The sequence below is a fragment of the Bacteroides mucinivorans genome, assembly GCF_034654355.2.
Classification (GTDB): Bacteria; Bacteroidota; Bacteroidia; order Bacteroidales; family Bacteroidaceae; genus Bacteroides; species Bacteroides nordii.
This window is the reverse complement of the sequence record NZ_CP178179.1, coordinates 3,789,517-3,810,496: the sequence shown is the minus strand read 5'-3', so window position 1 is coordinate 3,810,496 and position 20,980 is coordinate 3,789,517. Positions and strand designations below refer to the sequence as shown.

The window sequence follows — 20,980 nt, the reverse complement described above, 5'->3', positions numbered from 1 at the left end:
CACTCAAAACTGATAAATAACTGAAGGATTTTTCTTTATTGCGGCAAGAATAAAATAAAATATTGATTCTCAAAAACTATCTTATAATTATTCTTTTCTATAAATTCATTTACCACCTGGCTCTTTTTATTACTTTTAAAAGTACCTGCTTCCACTCCGCAATCAATCAGATAGTTCTCATCCGGTGCTCCGAACTCTTTTCCTATGCTATCAAATTTTTGTCTTAATATAGCTGGAAGTGGACCTTTGTAATTGTTTAATTTCTGTTTTAGTAGCGGTGCACTTAGTAATTCTGGCCAGGAACATCCGATGAAGGGCTTGGTTCGTGTCATATAATTAATGGCGGGTATACTGCCGTAAGCAAACAGGCAGTCATCTTCTTTAATATATGGCTTTATTCCTGTTAACAAGTCATTTATTATCCCGGCTCTTTCATGAGAAGTATAAACATGTTTCGTTCTTTCGTTCCGGATAGAGAACCGCTTCTCGAAAAGTGGTCCTCCGTCAAAGTATACTCCTTCTGTTACAGTTTTTACTCCACATATTAGAATGTATATACTCAAGGTAAGCAATAACGTCTTCCTTACCATTTGTACAGATAAAACGGGAGGAAGAATTTTGTTTTTTATGGAAAAGTAAAACGAGATGGCCATAGGTAATCCTAACCAATAGATAATACTTCCGTTATTGTACATGCCCCCATCACTGCCAAGTGGTACGATCAGGATCATAGAAAGTCCTGCCCATGATAACATCTTGACTGTTTTGTCATTATTCAAAAAGATATTTCCTGCTAACCCTATCAGACTGAAAGCACAGAGGATAATTACGGCATTTTCTCTATAGAAAAGAATGCCCAGTACTATGAAAGCAATGATTCGGATAGGTAATTGTAACAGAGCATTTCTTACATATTTAAGAGAGAATAGAAGAACAGCATAAAGTAAGAGTATTTTCGCTCCGAACTTGAAAACCAGATAGTAGATTCTCACCTGAGCAAATATCATATTGGCCAGGGTATGGGAACTGGTTCCGCTATCGTCTCCCGCAGCAGAGGTCAGTTCGTGCAAGTTATGAATGAAATATTCATAATGCCCTAAAATTTTCATTAGTAAAATAATACCTATAATTCCTGTGATGAACGAAAGTGTAAAGATCAGGCATCTGCCGGCACAACGACGAGCGCTCTCTTTATAATAAAGTTTATGCAGAATTATAAGCAGAATAATGCCATAATCGAGTATATTCGGAATACGTGCAAAGGTGTTTAATGCAACTATAATTCCACTGATAATGAACCATAGATTATTATTACTTCTTAGCCCTTTAAATAAATAAAACACAGCAAGTACATATAGAAGGCATGTCATCAGATCATTGTAGAAAGCCATAGGTAGACCTACATAAGAAATAATAACCAGTAAAACTCCAATGATTATAGCCGATACATGGATATGTCTGCGGAGCAGTCTATATACCAGATAAACGGTAATCATATTGTTTACTACTCCCAACAAACGTATATCGAATATTCCTGCATCGGGAAATAAAGTAATGAAAGTTCCTCCTACAACTCCGCTTAGATAGTACATGAAGTTATATTCCACACTTTCAGGAGCTTTGAAGATATGATCGTAGAAAGTCATATAGAATCCTGAATCACATAACTCGAAGCCCCAAAAGACAGATATTAATTGATAAACTATAAGGAGAAGACAAGTAATTCCGAAAGCTTTTCCCGGATTGTTTTCAATAAGATGATATAATTGAGAGATTGTTTTCATTAGAGAGAAGTTTATTATATATCCCTGATAAATGAGAACTCAGATTTAACTTTATACTTCTTTAATAAGAATCATATGCAAATATAGTCATTGTTGTTAACATAGCAACACAATGGAGAGTAGATTATCAGTGTATTGTTAATGTAGCTATGTATTGTTGGCAAAGAGAAATAACAGACATGATATACGTGAACTAGAGTTTGAAAAATTAGATATATGTTAAATAATAAAATATACTAATTGCATTTCTTAATGATTTTTTTGTTAATAAATTAGAGCTATGTGCCATCACTAATTTTACTTTTTATTTTTTTTTAACCATAAGCTACATTTATTTTTTGTACATTTGAAATGATGCAGGATGATAAGATACATCTTTATGTTCGAATATTTTGGAAAAGAGAGAAACTCTTTTTTAGGTGTCATTGAGACAAAAACCAGTACATAGAAGAATTAAAACCAAGGATTATATGTTTATTAATAGACAAAGAATTTATTTGCCTCTATCTGTTCTATTTATGTTTTTATTATTAACTTCTTGTTTTGACGAGAAGTTTGAAACGAATGCGAAGGAGGGCCATGTGACGATAACGGGTATTAATACCCGTAGTTATGAGGGCTCGAAGCCGGGAGATGGCATTGATGATAAAGTTGAAACGCTTCGTGTATTGGCATTTGATAAAGCTACTAATATATGTAAAAGTAATGTTTTTTATTATGGTGCTGTGTTGGCCGGAACTACCTTGCAGCATCCTATTAAACAAGGAGAATATAATTTTATTTTTCTGTGTAATGAACCTCTCCGTCAGGATATCCAAACATTACTTGATGGTATTAATCACTATGATGATGTAAAGTCAATTGCATATCCGGCAGAGTTTTTTAATTCGGATTATATTATTCCTATGATAGCAGAAAACGGAGGTGTAAAAGTGTTGGCCGGAGGAAAAATCGAAATAAACAGCGTTGTAAGTACAGAACTGGTTGTAAAATTAAGACGACTTGCTGCCCGTATTGATGTTGTCTTAAAATCTAAAATAGATTTGGGAGATTTCAATTCTACTGTATTCGAAGGGGTTACTCTCTCGAATCTTCCAGATCGCGTGTCGTTGGTACATGGCTTACCCAGTGATCCTGTATCTGGTTGGGTATATGATGATCCAACTTTAACTTACAATGGAACAGCGATAACCAGAAATGTAATACGTAAATTTACACTTAATGATAATGCCGGTTATTTTGAGATAAATCCGGCTTTTCTAACTTCTGCGGATAAAGCGAATGATTTGGTTTGGGCAGCCAGAATAAAAAGAGTAATCGTTCCTTCCAGTTATTTTGCGACAAAAACGATGGAAGCAAATGCAGTTGATTTTACAGTTAATATGATAAAAGATTATAGCCCTTCATGTAAATTGCAAATTTTATCTGATCCGGATTATAGATTGCCGGCAAATGCCCGGCTCGATTTAACGGCTGTCATAAAAGCACCTTTGGAGGTAAATATAAAGCCTTCTCTATGGATTCCTGATGATAATGATTGGGAGATAGTGGATAATCGTATCTTAAATGTATCTCATAAAGAAGTTAAAATGACAGACTTGAACGGGGTTCGTATTTCTTTCTGGTCGAATATGCCGGTGGTACGAGTGTTGAATACTGTGCAAAAGCAGGGAGAGGTTACGAAACGTATTACTAATGAGGTTTTTAACTGTTTGGCAATAGATGAAATCAATAATTCCAATCCTTACCGGTTTTATTTTGATCCGCTGACTGGTAGTGGTTATATGGATTTGTTGATTGATGGTACAAATACGGTTGTCGGTTCTCCACATATCAGAACTGAGAATATGACTGGTACGTATACGTTGACTTTGTCAGCGGAGGAACAAGATGGAAAAAATGCTTTGCAGCGGGAAATAAAAGTGGTGGTAACACAAGAAGGTTTACGCTTTGTTAATGATCCCACTAAAAACGGACAAGGTTTGTTTAATGGAGTCTTTTTTAAACACAATCAGAAAGGTGAACGTATCATTACTGGGCAACATGGTGTAAACTGGGACTGGTCAGTGGAGGTGCCTGCTGAGTTTCGGGATTGGCTGGTAGTAAGTGCAACCCCCAGTTTTGATCCGGGGGTAGGAACCGAATCACCGGAAGATGCTGAAAAATACCATGTAGTCCCAAATCAATATAAAGGGGAAACAGGTTATAATATTACAGGTCTTAAAGGTCGTATTTATTTCCGTATTGGCGTAAAAGAAAGCGCTAATTTTGTAGCAAATAAAGATGCAACTCCAAAGTTTGGATATGTTAATTTGAAATATCGCCTTTCTGCTACGTGGTCACCGACTATGATTATCTATGTCCGGCAGGGAGAAGCGCCACATTATATATATGGTCCGGATGATCCGATTCCGGGAGAAGTGTATAATGGCTGGAATGGTGGAACTTTGATAAGTTCAGAAGTCAGAGAGGATATGCGTCTTTTAGCTGCAGATTCGCGCAATCTTGGGGCTACGGAGTTTTCACCTCTTAATTTAACAACGGAAGGATTGGCTGGAAATGGAAATCCTGCCCATGAAAATGTTGGTATAAGGGGGGCTCGTTTCGTTGATTTTCCTTCGCAGGCAGGTGCCTTTTTTCAGTGGGCGATAGATCTGGGATCTTCTACTGATTATAGTAGTTATTATCGTAGAGCTTATAATCCAACAAAATCATTGAACAGTACGGCTTTCCCGTGGGGATACGGTGAATTCCCTATTATGTGGGATGGAGCTACCGGCATATCAGTGTATAAAAATCAATTTGAGGTCTGTCCTCCGGGATATCGTCGGCCTACAGATGGATATACGAATAAGATATCTACTAATGGATATTATCCTTATTTGCCGATTGCAGGCTCTTCTGCCACTGATTTTGAAAATCAGAAAGCGGATATAAAGTATTCTGAATTCAGAACTTCTTTATTCTTAGTGCCTTTTGCGGGGAATGCTTCTTCAAATGCTGATTATAAAACAACCTATGACAATGTTGTTTCAACCAATACAGGGCCGGGAACGTATCCTTATGGTAAAAGTGGAACAGCTCGTAAACAATTGAAAAACACATCTTTTACTTTTTATTCGGATGGTTTTTTTGACAGAAGACCTATAAAAGAAGCTTCTTCGGGCAACTATGGTGTGTCATTAAACAATAGTAGAGCTGCTTATCAGGGAGTACTATACTATAATTTTGATACTTCAAAGAAGATATATCGTTCTGTCTTTTTTCCGGCTACCGGTCGTTTGAATAATATGACAGGTAATCTGGAAAGTGCAGGTAGTACCGGTTATTATTGGTCGTCAAGTGTAGGACCTGGATACAATCGGAGTGAATTGATATCAGGAACAAGTGATAGAAGAATGCGTTATGGAGCCTGGTCACTTGAATCTTCCTATAATGCTCATAACATGAGACTTTCATATCAGGGATTTGCTCAGGCTATCCGTTGTGTGAGAGAGTAAAGTATATTCTATGATAAGTTTTTAATTAATAATATTCTGTGGAGAAGGCGTCGTTTTTATCTATGTCTTCTCTTTTATTTAAATAAATATTTATTTGATTCTTTATCAATTTTCAAAATAGTTTGTGTCAGTAATTCAATGGCATACTCTATATCTCTCCAGTCGCACATATCTGTATGCTCAATCAACCTCCTAAGGGGAGACTACTTTTGTGACAGAGATTGTTGATTGGTTTGTATTTAACGATAATTCAAGTTAATATATTGTATAACATTTTAGGGTGAAACTCTATAATTTTGTGGTCTTATGCAAGCCAAGTTTTAATAACTCTTTTCTTCTGTCTAATTTAATTATTGAAGATAAGTTGAGCTTGTTTCAATCACTTTTCTACGTGAGCAGGAACCGATGAAGAACCAGCGAACTGAGCGTCTGAGTGCATACGGCCCATAGTGTCCGTCATGCCGTAAGAAGCAGCGACTCAGTATCTCTGCAAGGTTTAGCAATTAGCTATTAATCAATGCTATAATAGTCAAAGATAAACTCCTTGTTAATAAGTAAAAGAACGAATTATCAAAAAGGGCTGCATTATGGGCTAATTCCCTTTAGACGAGAGTAATCTTTATAGGATTGAGGCCTTAATCTGATTTGCGTATCAATGAAGTATAAGTCATTGTCTATTCCGTAAAGCACATTGTTAGGGACAGCATCAAACACTTCGTATTCTTAGTTATGGAATTCGTCTATGTAATCCATTTCAAAGCCAAGAGCTGTCATATATTCTACGATTTCATCTTCTGTAGCTTCACGCTCTGCTTGTATGTGAGGTTGGATTAGAACAGCACAAAACTCTTGCTGGCTATTATAGGCAAAGCCTATCATCTGATAGGGTACATTACTAAAGAACTTGTTATGTGCAGAGATGCGAATAAAGAAATTTCCTAAATCATCGCCTGCATATTCAAAGTTATTCAGCTTATATATGGTTGCTGCACCATCGTAAAAGACTTCATTCTCACCTCCTTTATCTAAATAGATGGTAGGGATGTGATTGAAGTCTATCCATAAATCATTTGAATTGGCGAATGAAATTAGTTCTTCGATTTGCCCTCTCTTATAGCTCTCTGTTGGTTCAAGCGTTCCTGCTGCTTCTTTGCTTCTTCTAACGATGCAGGCTGCTTGCTCCAAGATGCTATTGATTGGCGAGTACGCTCTATCCATTGCTTGTGAAATTCATTAATGTATTCCATAATTTGTTATGATTATGAGTTTATGCAAATGTAATCAATTTATGGTTATTGAACAACTTTACAAGTGATATGTTGAACGGGATTGCATCATTTCTACGTGAGCAGGAACCGATGAAGAACCAGCGAACTGAGTGTCTGAGTGCATACGGCCCATCGTATCTGTCATACTATGATAAATAATAGTATTGCATCCCTGTAACCACTTACTAATCTATCATAGATCGTTATGTTATTGAATGGTCGTGAATAAGTCGCAAATAACTGACCACTAACCTTTGTTATTCAGTTGATTATTTTCTCTTATGGCTCTCTGATAGTCTAAGCGCTTCTACTGTTCGAGTACTAGAGTACTCCTGTGTTGACCATCTAAGATTACAAAGTAACCTTCTGCTTCTGTTAGAACTCTTGATTTACACCTGTGTAACTATTGCTATTTCCATATTTCCAGTATGTTAATCATCTCTCGATTGTATTTAATGAAACAGTTGTGAAGCATTAAATTATCAAGTACAAAGGTAATTATTCTTGTAATACATCCCAACCCTGAACAAGCATCCCCGTCGACTTCGTAGAAGGAAATTTATCATAATTAGCTTTTCTCGTATTTATACTTGTTTTTAAATTTATATGTTCGCACATACTTTATATTGTGTAAATATATAGATTTTGTTTTTATATCAAAAAATTAGATTATTTTTTGATAAATCTTATATTTGCTGAAAATAAACCAATCCGGATAGATATGAAAATAGACCATAACAGCAATAAACCTCTTCATATTCAACCCAAATATTCCATTGACCGGGGAGGAAGATTATACACGCCAATTATACGATATGCTGGAAACTCAATATAATATAGTGGTAAAGACCAGCAAGGAGGAGATTTCAGCGAGACTTGCAGGGGAATTTATTGCAGAAAAACTAGAGATCCAATCCAGTGATCCTATATTAATAAGGAAAAGATTTGTTTATGATGTGAACGGAGTACCTATTGAATATAACATCGGATATTACCGGGCGGATAGCTTTACTTACACAATAGAAGTGGAAAGGTAGAAAATATATTCATACATATTATTTATTATTGTTCAATACAAATGTACTTTTGTACAAAACTGGGTTCTAACTTACTTGTTATCAAAATCATTATTCTTTTGTAGCAGTAGTTTGTTACATTTGAAAGATATGCCGAAACAAGGAATATTCTTTTGTTCAAATAAAAAGAGTTATTTAAAGGAGTATACAATATTGTAATATTACTGAATAAAAAAGGTGTATTAAACGAGTTTCTTGTTTGTACATTTACAAAATGAAATGTAACCCCGGCTATATAGAATACACCGGTGTTGTAATGTAATTGTTTTTTTACTGTTTTTATGTCATGAGAATAACTAAAATATTTGCAGTACTAATTACTCTGTTTGCGACGGGAACGGTTGTACAGGGTAAAGAGAATATTTTCAAGCTTGAGAACCGCTTTCTTTCCAGACAGCTAAGTATTGAAGATGGTAAATTGAGAACTTTATTTATTGAAAACAAACTTGTTGGAGTAAAACTATCTCCTCTTTCGTGTAATGAATTTGCGTTACGCTTGTCTGATGGTACCGATAAAATCGGTACAGATCGTTTGGTCAATACTGAAGATTTTCGAGTAGAAAAGGTACAAAATTCATCTAATGATAAAGAAAAAAAACAGAGTTATCAGTTCGTATTATATAATAGTAAAGAAGATATGAAAATAATCTTGTATTACGAATTGAAAGAGGAGGAACCTTACTGTCGTAAGTTTATTCAAATTATACCAAACAAGGAGGTGACCATTGAGCAAGTTGATGTGGAATCTATAGCTTTGGAAGATGCTTTTCAGAATTATACAATAAAAAGTATTACTGCACAAGCCCCTTCGCAGTGGAAACCGGGGCTGGGACAACCGATTTACACATTGCAGACCGGTACATTTTGGGGGATGGAGTTTCCGGCGGCTTATAACACCGTAAGCAATAATCTTATATCTTGTAGCTATTTGATTGGAAAAACACTTCAAAAAGGAGAAATTTATACTTCATATAAAAGCGTGGTAGGTATGGCTGATGATGTCAAATATATAGACGATGCTTTCTATACTTATATTAAACGAATTAGGAAACGTCCTCTTCGCTTGCAGATTCAATATAACAGTTGGTTTGATTATGGAAATCGTGTAACAGAGAAACAGTTTATTTCAAGTATTGAGAAAATACAGAAAGAATTGGTGGTTGACCGTAAATGTCCTTCTCTTAGTGCGTATGTGATAGATGATGGATGGCAGGATATTAGTGCTACTGCTGACTGGTCAGATACCGTTTGGACAATAAATAAGACGAAATTTTCTCCTTATTTTTCCGAAAGTGTCAGTGCTGTACACAAAGCTAATTCTCGATTGGGTATTTGGTTAAGTCCGGCTTCCATATTAGGAGGACTTTCTATGGTTCCCAGAATGAAAGAATATGGATTTGAGTCACTTTCTTATGGCATGTCCATGACTGGAAAAACGTATATGGATAAGTTAGAACAGCGTGTGTGTCAATTGGCGGCAAAAGGAATTTCTTATTTCAAATTCGATGGACTTTTCGGACATCTCAACATCCGTGATTTTGAACTCAATGGTAGGGGGACTCCTGCTGTTCCTCAGCTTAACACGGAGGAATTTGCTTCTAACGATCGTAGGTTGAATACTTCCCGTTATGATGAAGTGAAATTATATTATATGACTGCTGCTACGGAAAGATTGATACACATGTTTGATCGTTTGTCTGAAATTAATCCTGAGATATTTATTGCCATTACGAATGGTGCTTATCTTAGTTCGTGGTGGCTGCAATATATTGATGTTGTGTGGCTTATTAATGCAGACGATGCGGCAGGAGGCAGTAACCGTACGGATGAATTAGTGTATAGAGACAATATTTACTATCAAATATGGACAGAAGAGAATACGAAGTTTCCTATAAATGCCATATTCAACCACGAACCTAAGAAAACTAAATTCGATGAAACGGCAGATTCATTTAAAAAATACTTATATATGAATTTGAGTCGTGGTACGGGATTTATTGAATTATATATTAAAACGCATCAATTGTCGTCAAGTGATTGGGATGTATTGGCGGAAGGATTGAAATGGAGTCATAAGTTCTTTCCAACATTCCAACATGTAAAGATGCACGGAGGTTCTCCAAAATATAAAGAAATATACGGATATAGCGGATGGAGTGACGAAATGGGGTATATCTCAATACACAATCCATCGGACAAAGCACAGAAGTATACATTTACATTGGATCGTGTCCTTGGGCTGAATCCGGATAACTCGACAGCTTTTCGTGTCTCTTCACCTATAAGCCAACTTAAAGAAAAAAATATGAAAGAGTTATATTGTTATGGAGAAACTGTTTCTATTGAATTGAATCCCGGAGAGATCGTATTGATAGACTTTGAAAGTAGATAATTGATTATTAAATAAATAGATTTATGAAACGTATACAGATAAATGGATGTTTTCTTTTACTTTGTTTTTGTTTTTTGTCTGTTTCCACAGTTTTTTCTTTTACATCTTCTTTGGAAAATGTACCGGAGGGAAAACGGGATTTATATCGATTGAGGAAACAGTTTCCATTGGTTTGCAACGAAGTAACAGATTTGGATTGGAAGGACTCTGAACGTATGGTTGGACTGATTAAGGTTCGTGCGACGGAAGTATTGGATAAGAAAGAGGCTATCCTTTTTTCGAAGTATGTACATGCCTGGGCTTCTGCCGCTATCTTAAAACATCCCGAAGGAGCTCATTTTAATGAATATATGGATGCTATTTTGGAAAATGGTGTTATTACCCGTATTCCCAAATTGGTATATAGCGACTATGGAATGGTGAGACAAATTCCTTTTCATTTGTTGGCAGCTTTGCCGGCTTGCAGTGACGAACAGAAAAGTCGGTTGATTGAAGTAATTAAACAAGTAGTGGAATTTGATCGTCTGCATCAAGATGAGGCTATAATTAGGCAGAATGTGAATACGGATTATATGTATAATATGTTGCCACATTTGTTTTTTTGTGCATTGTATCAGCCTGATGAAAATCTGGCTGTCAGAGACATGAAGGCTTTCTCGGATTATTTGTCGGCCTGTACGCAATACACATGCGGTGATCGGGATGGGCTCAAAGTTGATGGGACAGGTTTTCATCATAGAACACATTATAATGGTTATATGTATGCTTATAAAACTTGGGTGGAATACATGTACCGATTAAGAGGAACGTCTTTTAAGATTCAGGTTGATGCTTATCGGAGGATGAAAAAGGCTGTAGTCAGTGAGTATTTGATGGCTACTTTACCAACGTCCGGTGATGCACATTACTTTGCTAATAGTATGGCAGGTCGTCATCCGTTTGCGGGCTTGAAAGTTGATTTTGGTGCTGAACTGTTCCGTAATTTGATAGAGATCGGAGGAGATTTGGAAGGAAAAGAGATAGATGAAGATTTGGCAGCTTATTACAATGCTTTTTTTGAAACGAATTATTATAAAGGAATTCGTCCTCATAAATTGGATGGATTTTATCAATTTAATTACAGCCCGGCAGCTGTTTATCGTTATGATAACTGGCTCGCTACTATGAGGTGTCCGACGACCCGCTTTTGGGGGGGGGAATTGTATAGTGGTACGAATCGTTTTGGTCGTTATCAAAGTCATGGTACCTTGGAAATTATGTACGACGGATCTTTGAAAAAGTCGGGATATCCGGATGGATGGGAACGGTTCAGTGGAGAACGAGGTGGTTGGGACTGGAACGTTATTCCTGGGGCGACAACGGTACATTATACCAATTGGAATGAGATGCTTCCCAATAAGGACAATACATCCCGTTTTGACCAGTGGGCTAAAACGACCAATTTTTCCGGTGCTTTGTCGTGGGGAGACTGCGGTATATTTGCCGCTTCATTCGACCAGGGTGATTATTGGGGAGGAAGACGGTTTGAGCCTACCAATTTGTCGTTCTGTAAATCGGTTTTTGCTTTTGATGGTATATTGGTAAGTATGGGGAGTGGTATCGGTTCATACGGAAACTATTCTGATGACTGGATTACTGCTACAAATCTGTTTCAGGCAATAGACTATAAAGAAAATAAAACTCCCGTTGTAAATGGAAAAAAATTGAAGAAGGGAGAAAGCTTGATTTTGTATAATGATAAGAATAACTGGCTGATAACTCCTTGTAGCACAGGATATATCATTCCTTCCGGAAATGATCCTTTGCAGGTTTCTTATAAAGATCAGTATACACCTGGTCCGGAAGGTATTACGGATTCGTCTTTTGGTACTCTTTGTGCAACTAAAGCATATTTTAATCATGGTATAAAGCCGATACGTAAAAAGTATTGTTTTGCCGTTGTTCCTACAGCGACTCCAAAGAGAATGTCAACCTATGCCAGGCAATTGTTTTGTAAAGAAAATGGTGCTTTTGACGTAAGGCAACATCAGGATTCGCTGCATGTGTTAAAGCATATTGCTTCTAATACGTTGGCCTATGCGTTATTTGCTCCTGCAAAATTTTTGCAGGAAGGCATGTTGTGTTCGGTAGATTCTCCACTTTTACTGATGGAGAGGGCAGAACCAGAAAATGAGATTTTAAAGCTTGCCGTGTGTAGTCCGGATTTGAGGCCTGAAATGACGGAAGACGGTAAGAAGTGGCATTCTGCTCCCACGGTTTCTACTTTGATTTTGAGGGGGGGATGGAAGTTAACCGGATCGTTTCCGAAGGGTGTTTCATCTTGTTCAAAGGTAGGGAATAATACCGAATTAGTCTTAATATTGAAAGACGGATTACCGCTTTACATTACATTGAAGTCTGAAGAGTAAATTTTAGAATTCTTGTTAATATAAATGTATGTGTATTGCTTAATTTATTGTATATTATGAGAAAAATAAAATGGTTTGTGTTTTTATTAACTTATTTTTGTGTCTATACTGGACATATAAATGCACAGGCAGACAATTACAAGAAACATGAAAATGACGATGTTGAACAAGTATCAACACAGGAAATGGACTTTTATTTAGTGTTCAAGAGTCATTTTGACATAGGATACTCGGCTTTAGCACGTGATGTAATTAATGAGTACCGTACATTCATGATCGACAAGGCAATGGATGTAATAGACAGGAATACCCATAAAATGAAAGACGAGCAGTTTGTGTGGACAATTCCCGGATGGCCATTAAAACAAATGCTTTGGGATAAACAAACTCCTGAGCGTAGATTGCGTATTGAAAAAGCTTTGAAAAATGGTAATTTGGTAACACATGCACTACCTTATACAACCCATACTGAAACTTTAGAGGTTGAAGACTTGGTTCGTGGACTGGGATATTCATCAATGTTGGCAAGGCAGTATGGGTTGGCACTTCCAATAGACGCAAAAATGACTGATGTGCCGGGGCATACATGGATTTTACCAACTATTTTGCATCATGCAGGTATCAAATTCTTTCACATGGGAGCTAATCCAACAAATCAGGAAATAAATGTTCCGACACTTTTTTGGTGGGAAGGACCGGATGGTTCGCGAGTGCTGACTATGTTTTCAAAAGGATATGGAGGAGGAATGTTCCCACCGGAAGGTTGGAAACATAAATCTTGGTTAACATTTGTACATGCAGGGGATAATGCTGGTCCACCGACTGCTGAAAAAGTGGAACAAACTATCAAACATATCAAAGAAAAATATCCGAAGGCCAAAATCCATATTGGGAAAATGGCGGATTTTGCAGAAGCCATCTTTACAGAAAATCCAACTCTTCCAATAATTAGAGGAGATATATCTGATAGTTGGGTACATGGAGTTATGTCCAGTCCCAATGCAACTCGTATAGCCCGTCGTGTCCGCCCTCTCATTCCGGCATTAGAAACATTGCATACTCAAGTAAAAGAATGGGGAATTATGTCCTATGAAATAGATGAAGAGTTAGCTTATGTTTATGACCAAAGCTTGATGTTCGGAGAACATACATGGGGATTGGCAAATCAGCATTTCGTACCGGGTATGATTGGAAAAGAGTGGAATAAAATGTATTTATCCGGTTTAAGTCCCGCTTATGCACATATGGAGGAATCGTGGAGGGAACATGCTAATTACATCAATCATGCAGAACAAGTTCTACGCCCTGAACTGGAACGGGAATTATATACTTTGGCTGACAATGTGGCACAAGACGGTCTTCGCTTCGTGGTTTACAATCCTCTACCATGGCGAAGAAGTGGTATGGTCAATTTTGCAATGCCAACTCAAGGATCCATTCGGGCGGAGTATATAAAAGAAGTTGGTACAAATAAAATATACGAATTGAAAGTGTATGGAAATACGTCAAACCGCTTGGGTACATTTTTTGCAGAAGATATTCCCGCCAATGGTTACAAAACCTATGTCCTGACAGATAGAACTACCGAAAAGACACACAGTACACTGAAAGGTAATGAACGGGATAACTATATTGAAAATAAGTGGTATAAGATTACTTTTGATGTTCGCGAAGGGTGTATTAAAAGTGTATGGGACAAAATTAATCGTAGGGAACTGATCGATACTGAATCAACTAATAAATTCGGCTCATATATATATGAACGATATGATCAGAAACAGTCTTTACAATATCTGAAAGAGTATATTTTTGATGGTTATAAAAAATCGCATTATTCGATTACCGGTAAAAGCTCGTATTTGGACAAACAGGCAAAAGCATGTCACAAATCTCCACGACAGATGGAATTCTATGTGGAAAACCACAAATCATTCATTAAAGGTATGTTAATTCCTTCTTTATCCCTTGGTGAAGGACAGCATACGGCCGGTCTGGTAGTTACGTTGTATGAAAATCTTCCGTATATTGATTTAAAACTAAATGTGGTGAATAAACCTGCAACAGAAGAAGCTGAAGCCGGATGGTTGTCTTTGCCTTTCAAAATGGATAATCCGGAATATCGTATCGGACGGGTCGGGTCTGTCATTGATCCTACAAAAGACTTGATTGAAGGTAGTCAATTTAATTACATTTGGTCGAATTCCGGGATTATGATAAAAGATACGGATTATTCAGTCGGTATTTGTCCGTTGGACGCACCGGCCTTTGTAATGGGGAATTTGAATTTCATGCACTTTTCTCCCAAATATGAGAATCCCCAATCTCATATTTACTTAAACCTGTTTAATAATCGTTGGAATACCAATTTCACTTCTTTTTGGAGTGGAAATCTGACTTCGGAGGTTCGTATTTGGGTAAATTATGAACAGGATAACGATGAATCCGGCTTAATTACTCCAGCGTGGGAGGCTCGCTTACCGCTACAAATAGGAATTGCTACTACTCCTGGTGGAAAGTTACCTACAAGTAGAGAAGGAATAAAGGTTTCTCAAAAAGGAGTGTTAGTAACTGCATATGGCAAGAATCCAGATGGTAACGGAAAATTACTCCGCCTTTGGGAAAATGCAGGTAACTCAGGAGGATGTGAAGTAACTTTGCCGACTTTTGTTGATGGAATAGCGCAACCTGTCAATTTGAGAGGGGTGCCTGAAGGAATGCCTATTCCAATAAAACAAGGTACGTTTAAAATAAAATTGAATAAGTTTGCTCCTCATAGTTATCTAATCTGGTAAAACAATAAACGTATATTGTTTACTTAAGTACCGATACACCAATATACCGGTATATTACTTACCATGCAGCATATTGGTGTATTGTGTCAAATTGTCAATCTAAATTTTGGGATAAATATTAACCAATTTTATTATTTAACTTTGATATTTTTTAGTAAAAACAGAAATATTAGCAAAGATACGGAAATGAAAAAGGGATTTTTGATTTTATCGTTTTTGGTAATTAGCTTGACAGGCTATGGACAAAAAGCAGAAAAGCAAAGTGCTATTGATAATTGCCGTCGTTACTATAATGAAGGCTTGAGAGTAAGTGATAAAGAAAAGAAAGAAGCAATGAAAAAACTTCGTGTTGGTTTTGCAACGCACCCTTACCGTTATCACCAATTGGGGAAGTCTCTTACTGCTGAACAGTGTTTGGATATGATTGATACGAATGGATTTTTTGGAGATTTAAAGAAAAAGGAACAGGAATATCAGCAGAAAAGTGAGACCCAAAGACCTTTAAGAGAGGTGCAGAATATTGCTGCCGATGTAGTAGGTACAGCTTTGAGCCGCCTTTGGATAATCGGTGATGCTTATCGTAGAGGAGAATTATCCGCTGAAGTGGCTGCCTCGGATAAGGTATGGAAATCAATCATTCATTATACCGCTTTGGAGGCAGGACGACCTAATGAAACCACCCGTTTTCTTGATTCTTGTTTTGGCACTCCTACTATGGCTGTCAATATTTATTTTTGTTATCTTAATGAAATGGACAAAGCGGAAGCAGGAAAAGCAGGACGCTTGGTGACTGAAGCTTGTGAAATGTTAAAAACTGTAGGCCTGCAAGCTTGGACACAGCCTTATAGAAAAGATGAGACGGATAAGAATGTAGTGTCAGCAGAGCGCTTTCGTAACCATGTATGGTGGGTTGGAGGTAATGGCCTAGGATACCGTGCACTCTTGCCGGTAGCAGCTATGTTTAGTTCTATACCGATGGTTGACGTAGTGGCCGAGGTTTGTTTAGGTGCTATCAGCGTTACTTCACAGAACACTTATTATGAAGCATTTTGGAGAGAAGGGTTTACTGCTGACGGTGCAGGATGGGGACATGGTAATCAGTGCCTTATTTGGGGATATCCTATTGACGGGACAGGCTCTGCATTGAATATTTTGAATACCTTGAAAGGAACGCCATGGGAGAAGAAGTTAAAACCGGAGAATACGGCTGCACTAATGAACTTTTTCCGGGGAGGTAACTGGTACTATTATAAAGGATATCGTTTGCCATGCTTAGATCGATATTCAGCGGTTTATGATCCGAAAAGGAGGGCTATACCTTATGCTGGACTGCTGAATAATGTCGTGATGAATTGGAAAGACTCGTTTTCTCCTGAAGAACAACAGGAATTGTTACAGTTGAAACAGGAGGTGGACCGGAATGATATCAGGATGGGAAATTATTGTTCCGGTATGTATCAAGGTACAAGATGGTTCTTTAATAATGACGATTTGATAAAAAAAACACCGGATTACCATATCATGGTAAATATGGCTTCTATTCGTTGTGACGGTTTGGAGAGTGCTCCTTCTTTTGCTGATTGTTATAACTTCTATACAACAGACGGACTGACGTTATTCCAACGTTCCGGTGATGAGTATTTTAGAATTATGGGTGGTTGGGATGTGACAGGATATCCCGGAGTGACGGCCCGTGAAGGAATGGAAAAGCTGAATCCGGCTGAGAATTGGCGTGGATATTGTAGTAAACATAATTTTGCCGCCGGAGCTACAGATGGTGGAGATTACGCAGTGGGGGGATATATTTTCGAGAAGATGAATGCATCGGATAAAGATGGGGTGAATGATCGGGGAAACAGGGAAATCCAAAATGCTATATTGTACGACTTCAAAGCTTATAAAGGATATTTTATGTTTGGAGACTATTTTTTGGCCCTTGGAGCGGGAGTGACCAATGATAAACCGGAACTGGAGGGAAATATACGGACTACCATTGATCAGACCAGTCATCTGTCGGCAGTTTATCTTCTTGAGAATGGAATAAAGAAGAAGCTTGGTAAGGGGAGTAACTCTCTGAATGGAAATACGTGGATAATACAGGAAGGGCAGTTTGCTTACCGTATTTTACCGGAGTTTACGCAGAAAGCGTTTGTCACTTGTGAAAGTATAAAAGCCAGATGGGAACAGATGAATAATAATAATGAGAAAAAGAAAGGACTTCCGAAGCGGATAGATATATTGCATGCGTGGGTAGATCACGGACAGACTCCGGTGAATGATACTTATGGATATGTTGTTTATGCCGGTAAAGGACAGCCGGAAGACAAACTCCCTTTCCGTGTATTACGGAACGATACATTGGTACAAGCGGCATGTTCTGTTGATGGGAAGATTATTGAAAGTATATTTTATCCGGGACACCGGGGACTGGAAGCTGATAATGTGTCTTTGACCGTTTCTGCGCCTTGTGCGGTATTGATAAAGGAAGAATCGGATAACTTTATTATAACAGTGACCGATGCTTGTATGAATACTGACTTGAATGAAATTACGCTGTATTTTAATGGGCGCATTATTAATATTTCTGTTCCTCAGGGTGAACTCGGAGGGAAACCTTCAACGGTAATATGTAGTAAATAGAGTAGAAATATTGTTGTCAGGATTAAATGTTCGGCAGTGAACTTATTGTATAAAACGAATAAAATTAATATGTAGCAGATTATGAAAATAATCAATAAATATATTCAAGTGCTTATCTTTTTCTTGTGGGGGATGTCATTTATGGCTTCGGCACAGATTCTCAAACATGAGAGACTGTTTTCTTTTGAAGAACATACTGTGTCTGATTGTATTGAAAGCCGACAATCCACTTTCTCTATTTCTACTAAGCACAATAAAGACGGAAAGCAATCATTACGTTGGGAGTTTAAACCCAATGGAAGTTTATCTTTCAAAAAAAATCTCTGTTTTGAGAAAAAAGATCCCAAGGGAGAGGATTTATATTTATCTACTTTTATTGTATGGGTGTATAATGAACATGCGGTAGATAAGACTGTCCGGTTTGAGTTTTTGAAAGATGGGAAGGTCTGCACTTCTTTCCCTTTTTATATTAATTTCACCGGATGGAGAGCTGCGTGGGTAGCTTATGAGCGCGATATGCAAGGTACACCGGAAGAAGGTATGAATGAAATCCGTATAACGGCCCCTGATATGAAGGGTGAACTATATATCGACCATTTGATTACTGCAGCAAAAGTCGATCCTCGCCATCAGACACCGGATGTACAGGTTCCTTTTGTCAACAAGAAAACCATGAATCATTGGATGGTTCTGTATAATAAATCAAAATTACGGCCGGATATTGTACTCCGTCCCGTTACGGCAACGGATAAACAAGATTTTAAAGAGATTGAAAGCCGTTTTCGAAAGAAGATATATGAACCTCAGGATTTATCGGAACAAGAGATAACGGCTATCCGAAAAAAATATCAGGAATATGGAATTGAATATGTGGACGGATGTATTCATGGAGTACCTTTGTTTTTTAATGCTATTCAGGCTTTCGAGAGATTGTTTAATTTAACAGGAAAAGATGCTTCTCAAAAAGCAAGTGAATTGGGTGTTGCGATAAAAGATTATTTTAATTGGATGAAACGGGTTGCGGTTGCTTATAATAATGCTCCTGACAGTTTGATTAAAACAGAGATGAAAGATAAATTTCTGGCAATGTATGATCATGCTATAGATCAAGGGATAAACTATGGCAGTTGTTGGGGGAATATTCATCATTACGGGTATTCGATGCGGAATTTATATACTGCATGTTTCCTGATGAAGGAGGTGCTGCATGAGAACCAACGTCTGGACGAGGCTATGAAAATGCTTCAATGGTATGCCATTACGAATGATGTATTTCCTAAACCGGTTGGCAATGGTATCAATATTGACGTGCTCAATACACAGATTACCGGTCGTTTGGCAAGTATATTGATTATGAATGATACTCCCGAAAAGGTTCAATATCTGAAGTCATTTTCACGTTGGATGGATTATGCTTGTCGGCCATCAAATGGATTATCCGGTGGTTTTAAGGTGGATGGGAGCGCTTTCCATCACTGCAATAATTATCCGGCTTATGCCACAGGCGGATTAACCGGAGCTATCGATATGATTTATCTGTTAAGTCGTACTGGATTCGCCATTTCCGAACTGGCCCATCAGACTGTTAAAGAAGTACTTCTTACCATGCGTTTCTACTGTAACAAACGTAGCTTCCCTCTTTCCATGTCCGGACGCCATCCGAACGGGAAAGGGGAATTGATTCCCGAACATTATGCTATTATGGCGCTTGCGGGTTCTCCCGACCGTAAACAGGAAATAGATGCCGATATGGCCGGAGCTTATTTACGTCTGATAGAAAAGCCCTACGAATGTAGTAAACAAGAAAAGCAGTTCACAAACTTATTGTCTGCTAAAGGATTTACCCCGGAGCAAGATCCCGAAGGTAACAAAGCAATGGGGTATGCATGTGTATCAGTGCAACGTCGGAACAATTGGTCGGCTGTAGCCCGTGGGCACTCCCGTTATTTATGGGCAGCCGAACAATATCTGGGAGCAAATCTTTTCGGACGTTACTTAGGGCATGGTAGCCTGCAAATCATGACAGCTCCCCAAGGAGAAGAAGTATCCTCTACCAGTGGCGATTGGCAGGAAGAGGGCTTTGATTGGGGACGTATTCCCGGAACTACAGCGATTCATCTTCCTGTAGACCAATTGGAAGCCAATGTTCTCAACGTAGACGTATTCTCAGGATATGAAGAAATGCTGTACTCGGACGAGGCTTTTGCCGGTGGTCTGTCACAGGAAGGGATGAACGGGAATTTCGGCATGAAACTTCACGAACATGACAAGTACAACGGTTCCCATCGTGCCCGTAAATCTTACCATTTTTTCGACGGCATAATCGTGTGTCTCGGTTCGGATATCGAAAATACCAACAATGATTATCCGACGGAAACCACCATCTTCCAGCTTGCCGTAAAGAATGATACCGACCGTAATTTCTGGAAAGCCTATGAAGGAAATGAAAAGTATTGGATAGACCCTGTCGGGACAGGTTATTATACGCCCGTAGCCACCAAATTCGAGAAAAATTTCCCACAATATTCCCGTATGCAGAATACTGGTAAAGAAAACTCCGGTGACTGGGTTACATTGACAGTAGACCATGGTAAAGCCCCTAAGGGAGCATCCTATGAATATGCCGTTCTTCCTCAAACCGACCAGGCGGTAATGGAAGCATTTATTAAAAAACCATCTTATAAGGTATTGCAGAAAGACCGTAATGCCCATATCGTACGTGATCTGAAGAGTAATACTACTTCTTATATCTTGTTTGAAACTCCGGATGTACTTCCGAAAGGCCTTGTACAAAAGGTCGATACTTCCTGTCTCGTTATGTTGCGTGAAAATAAAAAAGAAGCAATACTTACCGTATGCCAACCGGACTTGGCACTATATCGCGGTCCTTCAGACGATATATACGACGAACAGGGAAAACGTATCGAACGCAGTATTTACTCCCGTCCTTGGATTAATAATGAAAGTGCTGAAATTTCTGTTACCATTACGTTGAAAGGGCAGTGGAAAGTAACTGAAACACCTTATTGCAAGCTTGTTTCTGCTGATAAGAAACAGACTGTATTACGTTTTAGTTGTCGGAATGCAGCCGGTTTTGATGTGGTATTGCGAAAATAGAAT

At 38.0% G+C, this 20,980-nt stretch carries 7 protein-coding genes and 4 pseudogenes; 7 read left to right on the top strand and 4 right to left on the bottom strand.

Annotated features, from left to right (window positions below):
- Window positions 1-35: 35 nt before the first annotated feature.
- On the bottom strand, window positions 36-1,784 hold the full coding sequence (locus VCM39_RS14700; protein WP_322932974.1) for a glycosyltransferase family 39 protein: 1,749 nt from the start codon (window positions 1,782-1,784) through the stop codon (window positions 36-38).
- 518 nt (window positions 1,785-2,302) lie between these two features.
- On the opposite strand from VCM39_RS14700, the gene VCM39_RS14695 reads away from it, so the two are divergent.
- Window positions 2,303-5,284 (top strand): hypothetical protein, encoded by a 2,982-nt coding sequence (locus tag VCM39_RS14695; protein WP_322932975.1) that lies wholly within the window; start codon window positions 2,303-2,305, stop codon window positions 5,282-5,284.
- Window positions 5,285-5,669: 385 nt separating this feature from the next.
- Here the strand turns inward: VCM39_RS14695 and VCM39_RS14690 are convergent.
- The 3 pseudogenes from VCM39_RS14690 to VCM39_RS14680 all read right to left on the bottom strand — a co-directional run.
- A pseudogene (locus VCM39_RS14690) lies at window positions 5,670-5,756 on the bottom strand (GGGtGRT protein); the annotation flags it as partial.
- 113 nt (window positions 5,757-5,869) lie between these two features.
- Window positions 5,870-6,502, bottom strand: a pseudogene (locus VCM39_RS14685) (hypothetical protein).
- A gap of 114 nt (window positions 6,503-6,616) precedes the next feature.
- Window positions 6,617-6,703, bottom strand: a pseudogene (locus VCM39_RS14680) (GGGtGRT protein); the annotation flags it as partial.
- A 607-nt stretch (window positions 6,704-7,310) separates the two neighbouring features.
- On the opposite strand from VCM39_RS14680, the pseudogene VCM39_RS14675 reads away from it, so the two are divergent.
- The 6 genes and pseudogenes from VCM39_RS14675 to VCM39_RS14650 form a co-directional block, all read left to right on the top strand.
- Window positions 7,311-7,589 (top strand): annotated as a pseudogene (locus VCM39_RS14675) (UTRA domain-containing protein); the annotation flags it as partial.
- Window positions 7,590-7,914: 325 nt separating this feature from the next.
- Window positions 7,915-10,020, top strand: coding sequence for an alpha-galactosidase (locus VCM39_RS14670; protein ID WP_221648874.1), 2,106 nt, complete (start codon window positions 7,915-7,917; stop codon window positions 10,018-10,020).
- Window positions 10,021-10,043: 23 nt separating this feature from the next.
- Window positions 10,044-12,428: a chondroitinase family polysaccharide lyase gene (locus VCM39_RS14665; protein ID WP_322932978.1), complete on the top strand. Its 2,385-nt coding sequence runs from the start codon at window positions 10,044-10,046 to the stop codon at window positions 12,426-12,428.
- Window positions 12,429-12,484: 56 nt separating this feature from the next.
- Entirely contained in the window at window positions 12,485-15,220 is a 2,736-nt protein-coding gene (locus VCM39_RS14660) for a glycoside hydrolase family 38 C-terminal domain-containing protein (protein WP_322932979.1), read from the top strand.
- Between the two features lie 186 nt (window positions 15,221-15,406).
- A complete protein-coding gene (locus tag VCM39_RS14655; RefSeq protein WP_321028835.1) occupies window positions 15,407-17,860 on the top strand; it encodes a polysaccharide lyase family 8 super-sandwich domain-containing protein in 2,454 nt (817 codons plus the stop codon).
- A gap of 132 nt (window positions 17,861-17,992) precedes the next feature.
- A complete protein-coding gene (locus tag VCM39_RS14650; RefSeq protein WP_323673992.1) occupies window positions 17,993-20,977 on the top strand; it encodes a chondroitinase family polysaccharide lyase in 2,985 nt (994 codons plus the stop codon).
- Window positions 20,978-20,980 lie beyond the last annotated feature (3 nt).